The 20,482-nt window shown below is 42.3% G+C and carries 18 protein-coding genes; 6 read left to right on the top strand and 12 right to left on the bottom strand.

Going from position 1 to position 20,482, the window contains the following annotated elements; all coding sequences use genetic code 11:
• Positions 1 to 79: 79 nt before the first annotated feature.
• The 5 genes from betA to ACJA3J_RS02850 form a co-directional block, all read right to left on the bottom strand.
• Entirely contained in the window at positions 80 to 1,786 is a 1,707-nt protein-coding gene (gene betA / locus ACJA3J_RS02870) for a choline dehydrogenase (RefSeq protein ID WP_406946259.1), read from the bottom strand.
• Between the two features lie 105 nt (positions 1,787 to 1,891).
• Positions 1,892 to 3,370, bottom strand: coding sequence for a betaine-aldehyde dehydrogenase (betB, locus tag ACJA3J_RS02865; protein WP_406945457.1), 1,479 nt, complete (start codon positions 3,368 to 3,370; stop codon positions 1,892 to 1,894).
• A 208-nt stretch (positions 3,371 to 3,578) separates the two neighbouring features.
• Positions 3,579 to 4,097: a hypothetical protein gene (locus tag ACJA3J_RS02860; RefSeq protein ID WP_406945456.1), complete on the bottom strand. Its 519-nt coding sequence runs from the start codon at positions 4,095 to 4,097 to the stop codon at positions 3,579 to 3,581.
• 192 nt (positions 4,098 to 4,289) lie between these two features.
• A complete protein-coding gene (locus ACJA3J_RS02855) occupies positions 4,290 to 5,000 on the bottom strand; it encodes a nitroreductase family protein (protein ID WP_406945455.1) in 711 nt (236 codons plus the stop codon).
• A 112-nt stretch (positions 5,001 to 5,112) separates the two neighbouring features.
• Complete coding sequence (locus ACJA3J_RS02850) at positions 5,113 to 5,526, bottom strand: RrF2 family transcriptional regulator (RefSeq protein WP_406945454.1); 414 nt, start codon at positions 5,524 to 5,526, stop codon at positions 5,113 to 5,115.
• 402 nt (positions 5,527 to 5,928) lie between these two features.
• Between ACJA3J_RS02850 and ACJA3J_RS02845 the strand changes: the two genes are divergently transcribed.
• The 3 genes from ACJA3J_RS02845 to ACJA3J_RS02835 all read left to right on the top strand — a co-directional run bounded on the left by ACJA3J_RS02845 (position 5,929) and on the right by ACJA3J_RS02835 (position 9,924).
• Positions 5,929 to 7,251, top strand: coding sequence for a hypothetical protein (locus ACJA3J_RS02845; protein WP_406945453.1), 1,323 nt, complete (start codon positions 5,929 to 5,931; stop codon positions 7,249 to 7,251).
• Positions 7,245 to 7,994 (top strand): hypothetical protein, encoded by a 750-nt coding sequence (locus tag ACJA3J_RS02840; protein WP_406945452.1) that lies wholly within the window; start codon positions 7,245 to 7,247, stop codon positions 7,992 to 7,994. Before ACJA3J_RS02845 ends, ACJA3J_RS02840 begins: the two co-directional genes overlap by 7 nt.
• Positions 7,995 to 8,550: 556 nt before the next feature.
• Positions 8,551 to 9,924 (top strand): M28 family peptidase, encoded by a 1,374-nt coding sequence (locus ACJA3J_RS02835; protein ID WP_406945451.1) that lies wholly within the window; start codon positions 8,551 to 8,553, stop codon positions 9,922 to 9,924.
• Between the two features lie 241 nt (positions 9,925 to 10,165).
• Here the strand turns inward: ACJA3J_RS02835 and ACJA3J_RS02830 are convergent, their stop codons facing one another.
• Positions 10,166 to 11,017 carry a DegV family protein gene (locus ACJA3J_RS02830; RefSeq protein WP_406945450.1) on the bottom strand — a complete coding sequence of 284 codons (852 nt, stop codon included), beginning with the start codon at positions 11,015 to 11,017 and terminating at the stop codon, positions 10,166 to 10,168.
• 122 nt (positions 11,018 to 11,139) lie between these two features.
• On the opposite strand from ACJA3J_RS02830, the gene ACJA3J_RS02825 reads away from it, so the two are divergent.
• Together ACJA3J_RS02825 and ACJA3J_RS02820 are read left to right on the top strand one after the other, a co-directional pair.
• Positions 11,140 to 11,262 carry a CAT RNA binding domain-containing protein gene (locus ACJA3J_RS02825; RefSeq protein ID WP_406946258.1) on the top strand — a complete coding sequence of 41 codons (123 nt, stop codon included), beginning with the start codon at positions 11,140 to 11,142 and terminating at the stop codon, positions 11,260 to 11,262.
• A 260-nt stretch (positions 11,263 to 11,522) separates the two neighbouring features.
• Positions 11,523 to 12,914: an NADP-dependent glyceraldehyde-3-phosphate dehydrogenase gene (locus tag ACJA3J_RS02820; protein WP_406946257.1), complete on the top strand. Its 1,392-nt coding sequence runs from the start codon at positions 11,523 to 11,525 to the stop codon at positions 12,912 to 12,914.
• Positions 12,915 to 13,059: 145 nt separating this feature from the next.
• On the opposite strand, the gene ACJA3J_RS02815 is transcribed toward ACJA3J_RS02820, so the two are convergent.
• The 5 genes from ACJA3J_RS02815 to ACJA3J_RS02795 all read right to left on the bottom strand — a co-directional run bounded on the left by ACJA3J_RS02815 (position 13,060) and on the right by ACJA3J_RS02795 (position 17,203).
• Entirely contained in the window at positions 13,060 to 13,971 is a 912-nt protein-coding gene (locus tag ACJA3J_RS02815; RefSeq protein WP_406946256.1) for an endonuclease, read from the bottom strand.
• 451 nt (positions 13,972 to 14,422) lie between these two features.
• Positions 14,423 to 14,644 carry a nucleotidyltransferase substrate binding protein gene (locus ACJA3J_RS02810; RefSeq protein ID WP_406945449.1) on the bottom strand — a complete coding sequence of 74 codons (222 nt, stop codon included), beginning with the start codon at positions 14,642 to 14,644 and terminating at the stop codon, positions 14,423 to 14,425.
• Positions 14,645 to 15,424: 780 nt separating this feature from the next.
• Positions 15,425 to 15,943, bottom strand: a complete 519-nt coding sequence (locus ACJA3J_RS02805) for a hypothetical protein (protein ID WP_153464249.1) — start codon at positions 15,941 to 15,943, stop codon at positions 15,425 to 15,427.
• Between the two features lie 425 nt (positions 15,944 to 16,368).
• The gene (locus ACJA3J_RS02800; RefSeq protein WP_406945448.1) at positions 16,369 to 16,701 is read right to left on the bottom strand and encodes a hypothetical protein; all 333 of its coding nucleotides are present in this window, start codon (positions 16,699 to 16,701) and stop codon (positions 16,369 to 16,371) included.
• A 124-nt stretch (positions 16,702 to 16,825) separates the two neighbouring features.
• The gene (locus ACJA3J_RS02795; RefSeq protein ID WP_153464247.1) at positions 16,826 to 17,203 is read right to left on the bottom strand and encodes a hypothetical protein; all 378 of its coding nucleotides are present in this window, start codon (positions 17,201 to 17,203) and stop codon (positions 16,826 to 16,828) included.
• A gap of 271 nt (positions 17,204 to 17,474) precedes the next feature.
• On the opposite strand from ACJA3J_RS02795, the gene ACJA3J_RS02790 reads away from it, so the two are divergent.
• Positions 17,475 to 18,920, top strand: coding sequence for an MATE family efflux transporter (locus ACJA3J_RS02790; RefSeq protein WP_153464245.1), 1,446 nt, complete (start codon positions 17,475 to 17,477; stop codon positions 18,918 to 18,920).
• Positions 18,921 to 19,284: 364 nt separating this feature from the next.
• On the opposite strand, the gene ACJA3J_RS02785 is transcribed toward ACJA3J_RS02790, so the two are convergent.
• A complete protein-coding gene (locus ACJA3J_RS02785) occupies positions 19,285 to 20,379 on the bottom strand; it encodes a multicopper oxidase family protein (RefSeq protein WP_237648677.1) in 1,095 nt (364 codons plus the stop codon).
• Positions 20,380 to 20,482 lie beyond the last annotated feature (103 nt).

The raw sequence follows: 20,482 nt of genomic DNA, 5'->3' as shown, positions 1-20,482 counted from the left end.
ACAAAAAAGAGAAGGCTCTCCTTCATCCATGTACGCTTCACTAGCCATACATTTTGAAGAGACCTTCTCCATTTACGTTTTATTTTGTTACAGCTTTAGATTTGGATTTAGGAACTGTCCCTGCATCAGCTGGGTGAACACCGTGCTGGTAGTAATCCGCATCGATTGGATCCAGTGGCTTACGTCCAAGGATCAAGTCTGCTGCTTTTTCTGCCAACATTAATACAGGTGCGTGGATGTTGCCGTTTGTAACATACGGCATAGCAGACGCATCGACTACACGTACGTTATCAAGTCCGTGAACCTTCATAGATTCCGGGTCTACAACAGACATTGGATCTGATTCAGGTCCCATTTTAGCTGTACAAGATGGGTGAAGAGCCGTTTCCGCATCTTCTCTTACCCATTCAAGGATTTCTTCCTCTGTTTGAACCGTAGGACCAGGTGAAATTTCGCCAGCGTTATAAGGCTTCATAGAAGGCTGGGACATAATTTCACGAGTGATGTTAATCGCTTCGATCCACTCACGTTTGTCCTGTTCTGTAGAAAGATAGTTGTACACCATGCTCGGATGCTCTTTCGGATCTTTTGATTTAATCTTCAATGATCCGCGGGCATCAGAATACATTGGTCCGATGTGCACTTGGAAACCGTGATCTGTCGGTGCTTTCTGCCCGTCGTAACGAACCGCTACCGGAAGGAAGTGGAACATCAAGTTCGGGTAGTCGACCTCATCATTGGAACGGACGAAACCTCCGCCTTCGAAGTGGTTCGTCGCAGCTGGACCTGTACGTCCAAGCATCCACTGCAGGCCGATCCAAGGCATGCGTCGTTTCTGAAGGTTCGGCTGTTCGGAAACAGGAACCGGGCATGCGTGCTGGACGTAAACTTCAAGGTGATCCTGAAGATTTTCCCCTACACCCGGAAGATCAACGACTGGATCGATGCCAAGGGAACGAAGGTGCTTCGCATCGCCTACACCAGATAGTTGAAGCAGCTGTGGCGTGTTGATCGCACCACCGGCAAGGATGACTTCTTCCGCTTCTACTTGATGCATTTTTCCATTTCGCTTATACGTTAGCCCTTTTGCTTTTGTGCCATCAAAGTCAATGCTCGTAACAAAAGCACGTGTCTTAACAGTCAGGTTTTCGCGGTCCATGACCGGGTGCAAGTAAGCACGGGATGCGGACAAACGCTGCCCTTTGTACACATGCTTATCAAACGGGCCAAACCCTTCCTGACGAAATCCGTTAACATCAGGTGTGCGGTTATAACCAGCTTCTACAGCTGAATCAAAGAAGGCTTGGAATAGAGGATTTTTCGCTGGACCGCGCTCCAATTTGATTGGACCATCATGACCGCGCATATCATCATCAGGAGATGCCAATGCATTTTCCAGACGCTTGAAATATGGAAGGCAGTGAGCCCAATCCCAATTTGTCATACCTTCATCGGCACCCCAGCGTTCATAGTCCTTCGGGTTTCCGCGTTGGTAGATCATCCCGTTAATGGAACTGGAACCTCCGAGAACCTTTCCTCGTGCATGAGGGATGCGGCGTCCATTCATATATGGTTCTGGATCGGATTCGTACTGCCAGTCATAAAGGTTTTTACCTGAAGGGAACGGAAGAGCTGCAGGCATTTGGATCAATAAATCCCAAGAATAGTCACTGCGTCCTGCTTCTAGTACAAGTACGCTTTTTTTGCCATCCTCACTTAGACGGTTTCCCATTACAGAACCTGCACTACCGCCACCAACGATTACATAATCATAAGATTCAATCATAGCCATCTAATATTCCTCCTTGATGTTTTTAGTCGGGAAGAAGGTGCAAAAAACCCTTCTTCCTTTATCTGGTTTGTTCATGAATGTTTAAAATAAATGGTCAGCTTAGAACCAGTTGATTTGTTCTGGTTTAAGGTTTTGGAAAATATGCTTCGTTTCTGTATATTCTTCAATACCTAATTTACCTAGTTCGCGCCCAATTCCGGACTGCTTGTACCCACCCCATGGGGCGTGTGGGAAGTACAGGTTGAATTCATTAATCCATACCGTACCCATGCGCATCTTCGCAGCACAGCGCTCTGCTTTTGCGATATCATTTGTGAAGACACCGCCAGCAAGGCCATAGATGGAGTCATTCGCAAGTTTCACAGCTTCTTCTTCTTTCGTGAACTTCTCAACTGTAATTACCGGACCGAACCCTTCTTCTTGGACAACGGTCATGTCTGTTGTACAATCAGTGAAAATTGTCGGCAGGAAGAAGAATCCATTTTGTAATTCAGGGTCTTCCGGGCGTTTACCGCCAACGGCTAACGTAGCCCCTTCTTCAACTCCTGATTCTACATACTTCTCAACTTTCGCAAGGTGTTCAGCAGAAATCAGCGGTCCCATTTGGGTATCTTCGTCAAATCCGCTTCCGAGTTTGAATTTCTTCACTCGCTCGACAAGCGCGTTTACGAACTCATCGTGAATGCTTTCTTCTACGATCAGTCTGGTCCCAGCAGAACAGATCTGTCCTGCGTGGAAGAATACGCCGTTCAACGCTTGATCGACAGCAAGGTCAAAATCAGCATCAGCAAAAATAACATTCGGGTTTTTCCCGCCAAGCTCAAGAGCGAGCTTCTTCACGTTTGAGCTTGCCGCCTGCATGATTTTCTTCCCTGTCACGATACCTCCGGTAAAAGAAATAAGGTCGACATCTTCGTTGCTGGACAACTCTGCACCTACGGTAGCCCCTGAACCAAGAACGAGGTTCGCCACACCAGCAGGTACGCCCGCTTCTTCAATCAGTTCAAATACTTTGATATGCGTTAGCGGCGTGATTTCACTTGGCTTCATAATTAATGTGTTTCCTGTTGCAAGTGCTGGAGCCAGTTTCCAGGACGCTTGAAGTAGAGGATAATTCCATGGGGTAATCTGCCCGCAAACACCAACCGGTTCGTGAACAACTTTACTGATGGAGTTTGGCACTGGAGAATCGATGATCTCGCCGCCATTCTTATCAGCAATCTCTGCATAATAACGGAAGACGCCAGCGATATCGTCCATGTCTCCACGGCTTTCTTCTACTGTTTTACCAGTATCCAGTGATTCCAGATAAGCCAATTCTTCTTTATCTCTCTCGATAAATTCCGCAATCTTACGAACGATCGCTCCACGTTCCGTTGCCGGAGTCGTCGGCCATTCACCGTGATCGAAAGCTTCCCTTGCGGCAGCGATCGCTGCTTTTGTATCTGTTTCATCGCCTTCTGGAACAACGGCGATTGTTTCTTGGTTGAATGGATTGATAATTGTACGCGTATTCTCTGAATTTGCGTCTACCCATTCCCCATTGATGTATTGTTTAAGTTTTAAATTTACGTTCATTTGATCAACTCCAATTCTGAAGTGAATTAAGTTTGTTAAGAATTTATTTAACGTTTTTAACACTAACATGTCTTTTGAAGGCTGTCAAAAGGAATTCAAAGAAAAAAAGCGCCCGCACCCTTACATTAGCTTTCGTGTAGGGGACGGGCGCTTCCTGTGCTGAGATTCTTTTTTTCTACTTAACGAAGAATGATTATATCTCTCTCCCTCATAGTTTGAACATTTTCTTAAATGTCTCATAGGTTTGGACTTGCTTCTCCCGCGAACTTTCCGGCGCTCGGTCTTTCATAAATTTATTCATTAACTCAAGGTAGCGATTGAGAATCTTCATTTGCTGCAAGGCCATATGAATATGAATATTACGTACATTTGCCGCCTTCATCCTCAGTCCCGAATTGAAATTCTTGTTTGCCATCGTTTCTGCAGAAGTTTTGAGAATGGTAAGTGTACTTTCCGGCGTCATACCTATGGAAATTCCCTGGCAGCTAAATTGGACAGGTTCCCATTTATGTAAGTCTTTAATTCCGATCATCTGATTCTGAGATGGGTCCATAAGTGCAACCATCACTTTCACATGATTTTGCATAATCATATATTGTTCTGTCGCGACCTGTTTGATCTCTGGTTCTTGAATGCTGCAAATCAAAGACTCTAATTTGTCCAGTTCAGCTTTATGAACCGTTAAGTGCTCAGCCATCAAACTTAGATCGATCATTTTTAAGATCATATCCGTCACTTCCCCTCCATTAAAATGTATTCCATTGATTGGAGGAAATGACGAAAGTATAAAACAATCTCTTACTACTTCCTATTGTGAGAGCAGAATTGATCCGACGGTAAGGTATCTCTTCAATTAAAGTATTCTTATGAATGCTCCTTGAATAAAAAAGGTCGTCCACTAGGGATGACCTTTTCTGATTTATTCGTAACGATTCCACTGCACAACACTATCTAGAGGAAGACGTGTTTTCTGGAAACCTGCTTTGACCCCTTTACCAAGGGAGATCAGCATAACAGAAGTATATTCTTCAGGAACATTAAAGGCTTTTAGAAACTGTTCTTCATCATATCCTCCCATTGGTACGGTGTCATATCCTTTCGCTTTGGCAGCGAGCATGAACTGCATCGCAACGATCCCACCGTCAATGTGAGCAATTTTAGCAAGACGCTCTTCAGGGAAGTTCCCATAGTTGTCGAAGATACTATTCACGTACATGTCTTTTACATCTTTCGGCATATTGCCTTTTTCAGCAATTTGAGAATAAATTTGATCGGCATTTTTATACGCTTTCTTATCCCCAAGAACAACAATGACAGCTGAAGCATCCACAATTTGCTGCTGATTATTCGCTATGGGAAGCAGCCTCTCCTTCTCATCCTGCTCGTCTATGACAAGGAAACGCCATGATTGCAGGTTAGAAGATGAGGGTGCCAGCGCGGCGGTTTCCAACAACTCTTCAATTTCTTTACGTTCGATCTTGTAGCCCGGGTCGTACTGACGTACAGAGCGTCGTTCTTTAGCTATTGTAAGAAAATCCGTATCATCAAGGACTTTCGGCGCTTCCTTCGTCGTATCGATTTCTTTTACTTTATTAAGATATTCTTCTTTGGTCATTGTTTTGTGAGACATGAGTTTCCACTCCCTTAACTGTATCTTTAACAAATACAGTATAGAGCGTTAACTGTTACTTTGTCAAATACAGTTACTTATTAAAAGAAAACGAAACGGTCATCGTTTCGTTTTACTGTTCGGTATAATCCGATAAGGACTTTGACTGTAAACCTTCTACTATCCAAGACTCCATTTCTCTTTGTAAGTCACAAAGAGATTGTTGGGAAGTTCCTGAGAAACAGTGTTTCCCTTCCGTTTCAAAGTAATCCTTCACGACAGTCTCAGCACGAATCGCCTCATATACTTCAGATAGCTTGATGTCTTCTGTTTTTTTACTAAGGGCGTATCCACCATCCCGGCCTTCTTTTGCACTTATTATCCCCGCCTTAACCAGATGAGTCAGGATCTTACGAAGATAAACAGATTGAGACTCCAGCTTCTCCGCAAGTTTCCCGCTCGGGCAGCGGCTTTCATTCTCAGCTAAGACGATCAATGCTTTCAGGGCCATACTGAACCCACGCACATTATTCATTTTATCTGACATCGTTTCACCTCTTATCCAACCTATATTTTGGAACATGCAATACTAAAAGTCAAAGCTAAAAAGTCAAATGCCGCTGGATTTAAATAGACCTCCGCCATCTTCTTGTACATACTCATGATTTATTTTGCAATTGTAAGTATTTAAGAAAAACACATACATCCATACTGGAACCCTTTAAACCGCCTTCCATCAACTCCACCTTTCACTCATCATGAGTCTTCATTCTTTACTTGAGTCGATTATTTCCCTTCATGTAGGCATTTGGTTAAAACGAATAGCCCTCTATCACATAGGATATTGAAGGAATCTTTCATGCCGAACCAGTACTTTTCACCCACTACTTATCATCCTTATCCCATCTGCATGGGAGGAACGTATTAACAGGAAAGGAGCTTGTTAAGAATGAACCCAGACTTATGTGAGCTTTTAGCTAATGACGGGTTTCTCAGGTGCTATTTGACCAATATGGAAGGAATACCTGTGGACGCCCCCACTTGCGAAGAGCTCCAGCAGCAAGGTGGCCGTGAGAATATAGAGGTCCTCTTACCCGGAGGAGAACAGGCCATGCTTCAAATAGTGAGAATCAAAAGCGAAGGGTATGTCGTCATAGAAGTAGGAGATGAAGACTCCCTGTGCATATCAGACCCGATTCCTTTTTGTTTTGTAGAAACATTGATCCTCTGTGCGCAGGATGGTACAACGGTCTCCTGTGAGGTGATGGAGTTCGAATGCCAGCCTTGTGTCAATTGCCGTGATGGAGAGTTCGAGTCCTTGGATATCCAATTCAATGTGTGCCTTAGCGTACAGACAGAGGCAGATGTAGTCATCGAGGTTGAAGCTGGATTCTGCCAGCCCCGAGAACCAATCACTCCTCCTTCTTGCGATTTTTCTGTCCCCAATCAGTGCCCTCCATTATTCCCGCTGGGAAGGGAAGCTCAAGAAGTAGACAAGGAAGACGAGGAGGAGTGCAATTCTGACGTTGTAAAACCAAAGACACTAGCGCGCACACGCCTCCAGGAATCGGCCTGCGTATCAGTCGCAAAGGTGTACGATTGGGTCATACAGCAAAAAACACTGGAGAGAACGATCGACGCAGCAGATATTAATTTCATGTGTAACCCCTGTGAAATTCATTTGTTCGTTCCCGCCGATATTGTATGCGACCGTTTCCTTTCAGGTAAAGTGATTTGTGGAGATGTCGATGAAATTGAAGGAGCAGAAGTGACTTTTAGTGCTGAACCAGCCATTGTAGACTTCGTGCCGGACTCTGTGTTCACAGATGATCACGGAAACTTTGAAGTAGAGGCCATCATCGAGGCTGTGACTGAGCCGACTCCTGTTGTGATTACGGCTACAACAGTTGTCAATGGAGAAATGATTCAAACATCGCTCCCAACAATCGTTCAATGCTTGACAGACCCTTGTATCATTGAATTGTTTGCACCAGAGGAAATCTTCTGTGACGGGTTTGTCAGTGGACGTGTCCGTTGTGACGGCAGGGTCATCGAAGGAGTCGCCGTTACTCTTGAAAGCAGCAACCCTGCAATCGTGACGTTTGATCCGAACCCAGTGGTCACTGGTTCTTTAGGAGACTACTTTGCCGGTGTAATCTTAGAAGATGAAACACCACCTCAAACGATAACAATCACAGCTTCAGCGACGGTGGAAGGCCAACCGATCTCCAATTCTGTAGACGTATTTGTGGAGTGTGATCGACCATGTTAACAATAAATGTACCTGAATTGATTACTTGCGACGCCATCATCACAGGTAATCTCAGTTGTCCCCTGGGTACCCCTGTCGAGGGAGCGGAAGTGTTTTTCAGTGATTTTCCTGAGGATGTCGTTTTCTATGACCCGAACCCCGCCATTACGGATGCGAATGGAGATTTTTCCACCACAGTCACCGTTCTTCCAGGTACTCCCCTTGTAGCGATTGACGTTTCAGCTACTGCAGAAGCCTTAGGGTTCTTCTTCGAAGCCCACGCAGGAACAGAAGTTGAATGTCCGGAAGTCGAATGCCCTTGTAAATTCAGAATCGGAGTACAGGGGAACCGGGCGCCTGCAACTGTAGAAATTACCAATCAGGGAGTGCCTTCCACACTGGATGGGACCATAAACGTGACAGCGGTCCAATGTTTTACCGCAAGTCCGATGTGTAACCCTGCGGTGGATAACTTCAATGTCACCTTCGGTTCAGGTGGGACAACAATCAATTTCATTCAAGGAAGAAGAATTGAAATTGACTGCATCACTGATACTTTTGCGAGGGTTCGTGGAACAGCTTTAGGACGCGGGAACCTGTTCACCGGACTCTTTGAAGTACTGATTGAAGTGACCGTCAGTCCTGGGAATGTAGGGACATGGACAGTAATGGCTAACGATAATATGGGACACACCTTTTCAACGACATTTACAGCCAGGATGAATCCGATTACTTCAATCGGAGAGTGCGGTGTGCAATTTTAATCTGGTGATGGAAAACGTTTAGCTCAAAATTATAAAGAAAAAGGGGGGTCTATAGACCCCCCCCTTTCTTCATGGACAAAATGGCCAAGATTTGAAGGTAGAATCAACTGGGGCATCCTGCCCTGTGATAAAACCCTCCTCCTCTGCTGCAAAAAAAGCTACGAGCGCTGCTACTTCCTCCGGAGAGCCTGTAGGTCCTACATGATGGACGAATCAACGTATCAAAAGGAAAGGGCCGTGATATTCAAGGTGAGGAGATCTTCTCAAATGATCGTTATTTTACAAGGGAAATTGATTTTCCAAGTTCGTTCAGGGTGCAAAAAAACAAAATGAATCCTAAGTAACAGTTTTTTACAAGTTACATTTCTATATATCATCCTTTCCCCACGACGAACTATAATTTCGACATCCTCCCTCAAAATTCTTCTTTATCTTATAGGTAAGAAGGACAAGAACACCATCCGCCCTTCCCTATTCTACAAAAAACCAGATAATTACAATTCTGCTAAACTAGCAATAGTACGATTTTATTATGATATAAGAGGAGGACATTGAATTGTCTAAAAAAGCCATCCCCCTGATGTTGTCCGCTGGAATTGTTTTAGGATCCATGCCTGGTGTCACTTTTGCTAATCCGCCTGCTCCAAATGAACAAGCTGATCACGCCTTTGATAATAAGATGATTAAAAAAATCAGTGCCGAGCGTCTTTACGAACGGGTAGACCTGCTCTCTAAACAGCCCAGGGAAGCAGGAACCCAAGGAGAATATGATGCCGTACAGTACATTGAAAGCGAATTTGAAAGCTATGGATATGAAACAGAATTGCAGCCTTTCACCTTCCAAGCGTGGGACGGAGGAACTTCCACCATTTCAGTCAATGGCTCAGAATTTGCTGGTGCCGTTCACACCTTTAATGGATCTGTAAACGGCACAGTCGAAGCTCCCCTGGAGTACGCGGGTCTGGCTTCCGCTGAGGAAGTGCCGGATACCGTTTCTGGCAAAATCGCTTTGATTGAAAGAGGCGAAATCAGTTTTTATGAAAAAATTCAAAACGTGATCGATAAAGGTGCTGTAGGAGTCATTATGTTTAACCGGGAAGGAACAGAAGGCAATGATTTCGGTTCTACATATGAAGGACAGGACATACCTGCTGTTGCGATTGACCGGGAATCTGGTCTGTCCCTCGTAAATCAACTTCAGTCAGAAGAAGTCACTGCTGAAGTATCAGTACAAGATGCAGGACCCATCGATCAAACATCGTATAACGTGATCGCAACCATGAAACCACACAAAAATAAAGATACAGGACAAATTGTCACAGTTGGTGCTCACCACGACTCCGTAGCAGGCGGACCAGGCGCCAATGATGATGCTTCCGGTGTGTCCGGAGTTTTAGAATTGGCTAAAATCATGGCGAAAACTCCTACGGACACAGAGTTACGATTTATGACCTTTGGAGCGGAAGAAAAAGGTTTACTCGGTTCCTATCACTACGTCAGTACACTCAAAGATGATGAAATCAACCGAATAGCCGCTCACTTCCAAATGGATATGATCGGAAGCCGCGACTCTGGTGACCTGATTATGTTCACACCGGATGGAGAGAAAAATCTAGTCACAGATTTAGGCGCATCTGCAGGTGCAAGAGTGGCAGAAGTGGTCGAATACGGACAGCTTGGCCGCAGTGACCATGTGCCGTTTTATATGGAGGGAATTCCTGCCGCACTGTTTATCCACGCGCCTCTTGAGCCGTGGTATCATTCCCCTCAAGATACGCTAGATAAAATTAGTAAAGAGAAATTGAAAGAAACGACGCAAATCGTAGGAGCAGCTGTCTACCGAATCGCAAGACCAGATACTCCCGCGTTGGAAAATGCACGAGTTGCCCCTGGACCTGTTCATTATGAGTTTGATGATCGCCCACTATAACTTTATAACTTAAGTTGGTTTCACGGGACGCTTTCAGTCAATAAATATTCTGTATAAAAAGGTGCTTCTCCATAGGGGAGCACCTTTTGAATTCTGTTATGAGCTATTTAATTTAGCAACAGGATCAAAGATAATTAATCTCATTTCAGCTTTTGGACTCGGCTTTAACATTGTGTGATTACTAGTATTCAAAAGTTATAGGACAGATCCTCTCTCTACACACTCTCTAGTCCAGCCCGTACTATTGCTCTAATCCTGCTACCCCAAAGCCCCCGGCTCCAGAATGAGTCGATATCATACCGCCCGCTTGGATCCATCTTATATTTTGGAAGCCATTTCCTTTGGCAACTTCCTCCATCCGCTGCTTGATCCTTTCATCGAGTCCGATGGAGTAGATAAAATAAAGCTGCTGTCTATCGATGTTGAATTCATTTAAGTAATCATTCAAGAGTTTTTCCGTAGCTCTACTCATTTTCCCGCGGTACTTCTTTGTAGACACAAGCTTTCCATCCTTCAACTCTATGCATGGCTTTATTTTCAACAGAGCTCCGATCAGAGAAGCCATATTGCTTACCCGTCCTCCCGCTTTAAGAAATTCCAGGTTACCTGGGATGAAAGCCAGCCTTGATTTAGGAACGATCGCCTGTATTTTTTCAACTAAGCGTTTCGGTTCAATGCCAGGTTCTTTTTCTAATAAATCAGCGGCATACAATACGATCCCAGCTAATCCTCCAGTAACGTTCAGAGCATCAATGAGAAAAATGTCTTCAAATTCTTCCGCAGCAATGACAGCATTTTGAAAAGAAGAAGACGCTTTTGATGTATAACCAACATGGATAATGATGCAATTTGGGAAATTATTCCTTATCGTTGCGAAAAACTCTTGATACTCATGAGCATTTGTGGAGGTAGTAGAGGGTATTTTCTTCGTACGTCTGTAATAATCATAAATATCCTGAACTGGCAAAGAACCGTCTAAATAATCCTTTCCACCCATAATAATGTGCATGGGAACTACTTGAACCTTGTACTTTTCAGCTAAATCATCCGGTAAGTCGGCACCGCTTTCGGTCGATAAGATTATCTTTCGCATTCTATTTCCCCCTTGGTTATATTTCGGCCTGCGTTCACTTCCTGCATATACTTTAACTATACATGAGATAACCTCATTAGCATTGTGATAACTTTTATTTGCCGTATTTTTAGTGGGTTTGGATCTATAAAAACAAGCAGGAAGTAATCGTTATGGGGCGAGGGATTGCTTTTAATAAGCGGGTTGGAGAAGACATTGATGAAGATAATCACTATGGAAGACCAGGATATTACAAAGAAGTTTAAGATCCAATATACATTTACTTAACTTCTTACTCTCTTCATCTGACTAAACACCCCTATTACCTTACGTTTATTCGAATACTCTGTTTCGAATTTCATTTTTCACCACTTATGCCAAAATGAAAGGATAATGGAGTATATTAAACTTTATGTAAAATGTAAGCGTTTAAATGATTGATGTTACCGCTTACTCCAAGTTTGCAGGTCTTTTAAATATACTTAATAATCAGAATAATCAAATATATCAGGAGGATTGATTAGTTATCAGCATTGCAATCAAAAATGAAAAGAAGGTCTATTCAGTTTCTGGAAACGAAGTTCTTGGCTCTCTTCCTTTGATGTCCCAAGAGGAAGTAGACGATAAAATAAAACAGGCAAGTGAAGCTCAAAAGAGTTGGTCCGCAACAGAGGTATATAAGCGGGCAGATATTTTACACGAATGGGCAGATCGATTAGTTGAAAAACAAGATCAAATCGGTGACGTAATTTCTAAAGAAGTAGGTAAAAACCTGGATTCCGCTATTAAAGAAGTTGTACGGACAGCAGATCTAATCCGTTACACCGCTGAGGAAGGTTGCCGTATCCATGGTGAAATGTTGAAAGGGGATTCTTCCAGAGGCGGATCATCAAGCAAAATGGCAATGGTGGAGCAGGAGCCACTCGGTGTTGTCCTCGCCATATCTCCATTCAACTATCCGGTTAATTTAGCAGCTTCCAAAATTGCTCCCGCACTCATCTCCGGAAACGCCGTTGTTTTTAAACCAGCTTCTCAAGGGGCGTTGAGCGGTCAACTGATGACCGAAGCACTGCTCGAAACAAAACTACCTTCTGATATCATTCAATTTGTGTCCGGAAAAGGTTCAGAGATTGGTGATTTTCTAGTTACACACCCGAACATTGATATGATTACTTTTACAGGGAGTACAGAAACAGGACAAGCAATATCTCAAAAAGCAAAAATGATTCCTGTTGTATTAGAACTCGGCGGTAAGGATCCAGCGATCGTTCTGGAGGATGCTGACCTTGAGCTAGCAGCTGAACACATCGTCAGTGGTGCTTACTCTTATTCAGGTCAACGTTGTACGGCAATTAAGCGTGTTCTAGTAGCTGACACTATCGCTAATGATCTAACAGAGAAAATAAAGCAGAAAGTTGAAGCTCTCTCGGTCGGAACACCTGAAGACAATGCGACAGTCACTCCCTTGATTAATAACGATGCCGCTGACTTTGTACAACATTTGATCGATGATGCCATAAACAAGGGGGCAGAGCTCATTACTGGCAATAGACGTGAGGATAATTTAGTTTATCCAACATTATTAGATCATGTAAGTTCAGATATGGATGTGGCATGGGAAGAACCTTTTGGTCCAGTCCTACCGATCATTCGTATCAACGAAGAAGATGACTTTGTATCGCTTGCCAACCAGTCAGAATACGGTCTGCAAGCAAGTATTTTTACAAAAGATGTCCAAAAAGCCAGGGGAATTGCCACAAAACTAGATGTAGGTTCCGTGCAAATGAACGCCAAAACAGAACGCGGGCCTGACCATTTCCCTTTCATAGGAGCTAAAAATTCCGGCCTGGGGTCTCAAGGAATACGCCGCAGTATTGAATCCATGACACGCGACAAATTATTCATCTTGAATCTATAATATTAACGCTCAATGGTTCCTGATAAGTATATCAATGCTTAGCAGGGGCCTTTTTATATTATAGATTAGTAATTTTCCATTTCGGTGACGGACCTCAAGAAAAAATGCCTGCCTTATTTTTAGATAGGGTTTATTACGATGGTAGTTATCTTTGTTTATTTCTCAATAAATCAGCCATCTCAACCGGATAATCAATAAACGGGTTCCGATTTCCCTGAAGCTCAAAAATCGCCTGATTACGGTGCAGTTCATAAACTTCAGGTGGTTCATTCCTATGCCAATCAAGCATAAGACCCACATCTATTCTTTCTTTTTGATTCATTTCCAAACCATCCGGATATCTCACCAAAAAATAAAGCATCGCACGAGCCACCGTCCCTTTTGCGAACTCCGGTTCAAATAATTCATCCTCCGCTTTTCCGCATTGATCCTCGATTCGAAGAACCCCCGCCTCTTGTTCAGCTGGATAATCATGAAAATCATGATAAGGATAATTACTTCTGATTGAATTACAGAGAGGTTCACACGTAAATAAATGATGCAGGTCGCCTCGCATGGGCTCCTGCGCGTCATACCAGGATTGCGGAACGGCATGTTCACAATTGTATTTAAAGGTGGTAACGGCCTCTGCCATCACTTTCAGCAGATTCTCACCCTCGTCTTTGTTTGCTCTTATCTCTTGTTCACGTTTTTGGGAAGCAGCATAATCTTCCTGTATGACATCCTCCGGCTCTCTTATCTCTCCCGAATAGATGCTCTGCAGTTTGCCATCAGGTCGCAGGTCTACCCAAGGATAAACGTATGAGCTCGGGTCGTATCGTAAAAAATTATTATGTGTCGACTGGATTAGTTCCATTACCTTTTCTATTGCCGTGCTGTTGGCTGGATCCGAAAAATCAACAGACGCATAATATTCTTGTTTCGTTTGTTTGTTTTTACTTTCATCAAAGTACACCTGTTGATTCTTATCAATCGCTGCCTTGTTTTTCTTCGCTTGTTTTATGATTTCGTCTATTCGTTCCGGGTCCGTAGATACGGAAATTACTTCGCTGATCATTTTATCCACCCATTGTTTCCTCCTCCAATAATTTCTGCAAAAGGTTAAGTTTTCTTTACTCTCTTCCTCTATGCATTCCACTAATTCGTGTAATTCCCCTTTTATAAAAGAGGAAAGAATTATAAAAAAAAGATGACGAGCAAATTCCCGCCATCTTTTTTATAGAGTAGGGGAAGATGTAATTACATCATGCCGCCCATTCACTCGACTATTTAATAGGATAATAATAAGACCCTCAGAACCTTGTTATACCAAGGTTTCCATCGCAAAATGAATTTATAAACCACTATAAGCTTTAATACTTTATGAACAGTATCCAGTCACTAAAAACATCATCAGAATTCAGAATAAAAGAAATAGATCTTTACCCATTTGGGATAATGCGTTTTTTAAAATATTTGGTTCACAAACTAGAAGTAGTTACTAACGTCTGGGGTTTTATCTTTATTAGCTATTCCATCACTTTACCATTCATAAGTTCAACCCATTGATGGAGAAGGTTATTATACCGGGACAAATTTTTGTGGATTTTAATGGCCACTTCTTCATTATAGGTATGGACGGTCAAATTACGAGCATTTACCATTTCCAAAGCCAATACGGCCTCTTCATCCTCTAACAAGTGGACCTCCCTGCAACTGCGAATGACGCTCTTCGGAGAGCCGGCATCCAACCCTTCTATGTCATATAAATATTGCTAAATAAACGGATTTCATGCGATTACAATTCTAAAAATTTATAATAGAATCACTCTTATAAACCTAACTTAGTTTCGTCAAGCATCTTAATCATATCTGGGTCAGCATGTAAGAAAAACTGCCTTTCTTCAATATTTAAGGTCGCGATAGCTGCTTTATCTTCATCCGTTAAGCTGAAGTCAAAGACATCAATATTTTCTGCCTTATGTTCTTGTTGTCGGTGGCCGCCCCCACTCTGCTAAGTGTTAACGTGGTGTAGTAAGGCACTCACAATACGCTATTGCTTTAGTTGCATATCATAGTACAGTAAAAACTTTAGTAATAAAAAAAGATGACGAGCTAATGCTCGCCATCCTTTCATAGAATAGGGGTGATGGAATTACATCATTCCACCCATTCCCTGAGTATATTATATACATAATTAAAAGAGGTGAAAGCACCTATTCTATCTGTGTTTTAAACGTTACGTTTAAGAATGAGATTAAATAAGCTATCAATATTTATGAACAGTATCCAGTCAATATCCAGTCATATAAGAACAGCGGTTAGAAGTAATGCAACCCATGGTTTCATCAATTTAAATACATACAAATAACTTATATAAACTGAAAAAGTGCACTTTACCAAATTAAACAGGAGTATAGGGTTTGTTAGGATAAATATGCTATTAAATAAAGGTTTAAGTATGACAAAAAATCGCTTCCCATTTTTAATTAGAATAAATACTTATCATTGAAAGTAAATAGTTTTACTTGTCACAGGTTAAACAAGTTTTTAAACGTCTGATATGTTTCTTCCTGCTCTTTTCGGGAACTCACTGGAGCTGTATCTTTCGCTAATTTATCCATTAAGGCGATATAACGATTGAGGATCATCATTTGCTGCAGAGCCATATGAACATGAATATTACGGACATTTTCGACTTTCATCCTTAGTCCTGAATTAAAATTTTTATTAGCCATTGTTTCTGCAGTATTCTTGAGTTCAATTAATATATTCTCTTGACTCATGCCTACGGAGATTTGGTGACAGTTTATCTGAACCGGTTCCCATTTATGTAAGTCATTGATTCCAATGGTTTCATTTTGAACGGGATTCATAAGCTCAACCATAACCTTCACATGGTTTTTCATGATCATGTATTGTTCTGTAGCTACCTGCTTAATTTCTGTGTTTTGAATGCTGCATATATACGATGCTAATTTATCCATTTCAGCTTTATGAACAGGTAGGTGTTCAGCCATTAAACTTAAGTCTATCATTTTCAGAATCATAACAGTCATTCCTCCTTACCTTCATGTGTATTCCTCCAGATTTGAATAATGACTGAAGAAGGAGTTAATTAATACAAAGGTTATTTTAATCTTTACCAGAGAAGATTTACTAGGAAACATAGCCACCACATTTGAGGTCTATGGTTATCTATTTTCTTTAGTAAAGGGTTTATTAACGGAAGGGTATAACAGGTTACTAAACCAGGCTAGGATTTGTTGGTGGTATAACCGATGGCAAAGTAAGTTAGCTCGTCAACCATTAACAGGGGCTGTCCTAAAGTCGTGAGTATACTTTTCCGGACAGCCCTTTGTTAACTATTTAGTGATGGCCTCCGCCATTTTTATGCTCGATTTCTAATTTAATGTCAATTACCCCCTGGGTTTCATAGGAGATATCATCGAGAGCACCTAAGATAAACCCGTGATTATAAGGTCCCCATGGGGCTTTCTTCAAAGACAGGTTTTACTTTTGCAAGATACCTATCGACGTTCTCTGTTATATCACCTTTCTCTAAAACCAGTAATGGTGCATGCTTTCCTAGATGCGCGAGCGGTGCGGTAACCAGTGAAAAAATCGGTGTTTCGGATGATATAAACGAGAAACCATGACCCGGATTATTAATGCCCCACCCGAACCCGTTTTCTCCATCTTGGAATTGGGTAAATTCGAGACCAGCTTCACTCGGGTTCTCTCCCTTAATCCTTGTAACATTCCCTAATTTTTTCAGTTCCTTTTCTACTTTTTCAGAAACAACCAAGGTGGACCTAAAATATACATATTAGGATTTTCTCGTTTTTTAATTGCATCTTTGGTAGATTCAGGTATCTTGTCTTCTGAAACATATAGGACAGGTTCCGGCATGTGAGCGATCCAATAGGTAGCTATAATTGAAAAATCCTTATCTTTATCATTATTGTTTCTTCTGATGCAAAGCTTGCCGGGTTATCATCATTTATTTGATCAATGGAATAATCTTCGAGTGCACTTAATACATTTTCCGAAACATCCCCCATTACTTTCACTTGTGTTCCTTCACTGTTCCCTTTAGGCTGCAGGCGAATGATTTCATTCATCGTAGATTTAGGAATGGACTCGTCGTTAATCAATAGAACCGGTCCGTTGTTCGGATGATGAATTAAGTCCGCGCTTGCCAAAGTCAACTGCCAGCTGTCCACTGCTGAAAAAATAATGGTCCCAGGACGGTTTTCTTCATGCGTTGCCGTCCATATCAGCTGAGAGGTCATGACTGCTAATTCCACCGGGGCACTTATCCAGTCTGGTAATGTTCTTGGTGCTTAAATATTTCAAGTTGTTCGTTGCTTGTTCATTATTTTTCTTTGGCATACCTGCGAATTGTTTTTTGTGTTGGTTTAATTTGATCATTTTATCACTTCTAAAAATTATAAGTGTATAGATTATATATAACCTGCTATGGAACAGGTGAACATCAAATAGGTGTTTACCTATATCTTCTTCGGGGGAACGACTAGATATAAAAGAAATGAAAGGGAAGGGAAGGAGAAGAATAGCATGCCTACACATATAGAGAATGCCCGTATTGATGAGGCGGCCACAAACAAAGAAAAAATAAAAATAATCTTGGTCTTGGCGCTCCCAGCAGTTATTGAAAACTTCTTCCAGACGATTCTGGGATTTGTAGATACGTACTTTGTGTCCCAGATAGGACTTGCGGAAGTTTCTGCCGTAGGTGTGACGAATGCTGTATTGGCTATTTATTTTGCAGTATTCATGGCATTGGGGGTGGCAGCGAACGTCTATATCGCCAATTTTTTAGGAGCGGAAAAGATAGAAAAAGCAAGACATATTGCTCAGCAGTCGATTGTTGTAGCAGCTATTTTAGGGATATTAACAGGTTTAGTGACTTTATTCTTTGCGGAGCCTCTGTTGCAGCTGATGGGAATAGAGGAAAATGTGCTTGCAGCCGGTTCCCTGTACTTCCGAATTGTCGCCATTCCATCAATTTTTATGGCATTTATGTTTGTCCTTAGTGCAATTTTGCGAGGAGCGGGAAATACGAAGGCACCTATGTATGTAGCTATAGTAGTCAACTTGATTAATGCAGGGCTGGATTATTTACTTATCTTTGGTGTCTGGTTTTTTCCTGAATGGGGGATTGCTGGGGCAGCGGTAGCTACAGTCACTTCCCGTATTTTGGGCTCCATCGGTCTGTTCTGGTATATTCAGAGATCTGATATGCTTAAAGTGCGCAGTGACTATTGGCACTTGGACAAAGACCACCTGAAGGAGCTGTTTGTCCTTGGAAGTCCGGCAGCTGGAGAAAGATTGATCATGCGGGCAGGCCAGATTGTCTATTTTGGGTTAGTTGTAGCGTTAGGAACGAATGTCTTTGCAGCCCATCAAATCGCCGGAAATATTGAAGTCTTTTCCTATATGCTTGGGTTTGGCTTTGCCACGGCTGTCACAATCCTTGTCGGACAACAAATTGGTGCCGGAAAGTATCAGGAAGCAAAATTATATGCGAAGTTAGGGGTTTATCTGGCTTTCGGAATCATGACCTTATTCGGGGCCATTCTTTTCTTTTTCGGAGAGTGGGCCGGTTCTTTCTTCACGGAGGATGAAACGGTTGTCAATAATATCGGCACAGCCTTGAAAGTTTCCGGTGTCTTCCAGCCGTTCTTAGCGGTTGTCATTGTCCTGACTGGAGCCTTTCAAGGGGCTAATAATACAAAATTTCCGATGTATTTAACAGGAGTCGGCATGTGGGCGGTTCGTACATTATTTGTGTACCTGTTAGGTATCAAACTTGGCTGGGGACTCCTTGGCGTATGGATTGCAATCGGAATGGATATCACTTTCCGTGCGATTGTGTTAGCCATTCAGTTCTCCAGGGACAAATGGGTGGCACGTAAAGAAGAACCGGAAGAAGATCCAGAATCTGATTGTCATCCTCAAACGACCAAAGAGGACCTGCCTTCATGCGTCAACAGTTATTAAACCACTTTCCATTGAACAAGATGGTTGTACAATCGTCTTGTTTTTTTACGTTAAAATCACCAAACACCACAGCAGATAGGAATCCTCACAATGCAGCGGAAAACTTTTGAGGAGTTCCTTATTTATTACCTATATATCAACAGCTTCATTTAACACAGCCAAAATTTAAGAGAGTTTAACTATGTTTAGGGTTATAGAATAAGATAAACTTTGCTTTCCCCATTACAACTTGTTTTTCATAATCATAACCCGTTTAAGTAATTACCTTGAATATCGATACAAATAGAATATACTTTTCCATGCTATTTAGATTAATAGACCGTCGAGAAATATTGACAGACTAAATCAATGGTTTGCTGAGAAGTTATTCTATTACTTCTATAACAGTAAACATGCCGCCTGTATCACCATCCGCGTTCATGGTATGATGAGGTTTATGACAATGAATCGGCCATTTGCCTATATTTTCTGCTGTGAACTCAACATCCCAGGTTTCACCAGCAGCCACATTAATAGTATTCTTCGTGAGTTGTGCAGATTTATCAATGCGGTTGCCATCAGCAGCTACCACTTTAAAGTCATCGCCATGCATGTGCATTGGGTGAGAATTGCCACTGAGATTGGTAAACCGCAGACGTATTGTTTCTCCTTTTTTCACCTGAATCGGTTTTGTATCCGGATAAGCTTTTCCGTTAATGGTGAACGTATTCGGCTCCATTCCTAACGGGTTGATTTCATAGGCTTTTGAATCTTCGCCTGCTCTTTCTGTCACTTCTTCCATCACAGAATGTTCTTCCTCACTCATTTCGGACGTTGGAGTCGCCATTTCCATATCACCATGACCTCCCGCGCCTTCAAGGGTCCATTCCTGAAGCATCATGACAATATCTCTGTCCACTTGCTGGTTCTGTTTTTTCGGCTGTATGACAAAAGCTCCTCCGAGCCCCATCAATTCTTGTTTGGACACATTGGTGTGCGAGTGATACATATAGGTACCAGACTGTTCGAGTGTGAAGGAATACGTAAAGGAATCACCTTGTTCAATGGTCGGTGTATTCTGGATAGAGGTTACACCATCCATGTCATTCGGAACCTTAAGGCCATGCCAGTGGACAGATGTTACTCCTGGGAGGTTGTTCGTCACCGTAATTTCAACCTTATCGCCTTCTTCTGCGATCAGTGTCGGACCCGGCGTGCTGCCATTGTATCCCCACGCCTTTCCCTGATAGCCACTGGTGAAAGTCTGTGTCACCGGTTCAGCTGTCAATTCAAAACGTTTGACTCCGTCTTCCTCTTCGCCGTGCAATGTTTCTACTCCTGGCGATTCGACCAGAGCCGATTTAGATGTTGATGCAGTTGCACCGGTATCGGATGTCGAAGCCAGTGATAATTGCCGGTATATAAACGTAGAACCCATGACCGCTAATGCAACCAAAATAATAATCCATTTTCTTTTCATAGTACTGTCCCCTTTTATAAGATTTAGCTCTATAAACGTAGCACGCATTTATTGAGAAACTGTGCATTATTTCCAGCATAGATGTGATAAATTTGTGACATCA

This window comes from Halobacillus sp. SY10 (genome assembly GCF_045401165.1).
GTDB lineage: Bacteria > Bacillota > Bacilli > Bacillales > Halobacillaceae > Halobacillus > Halobacillus aidingensis.
This window is presented reverse-complemented; position numbering and strand designations above follow the sequence as displayed.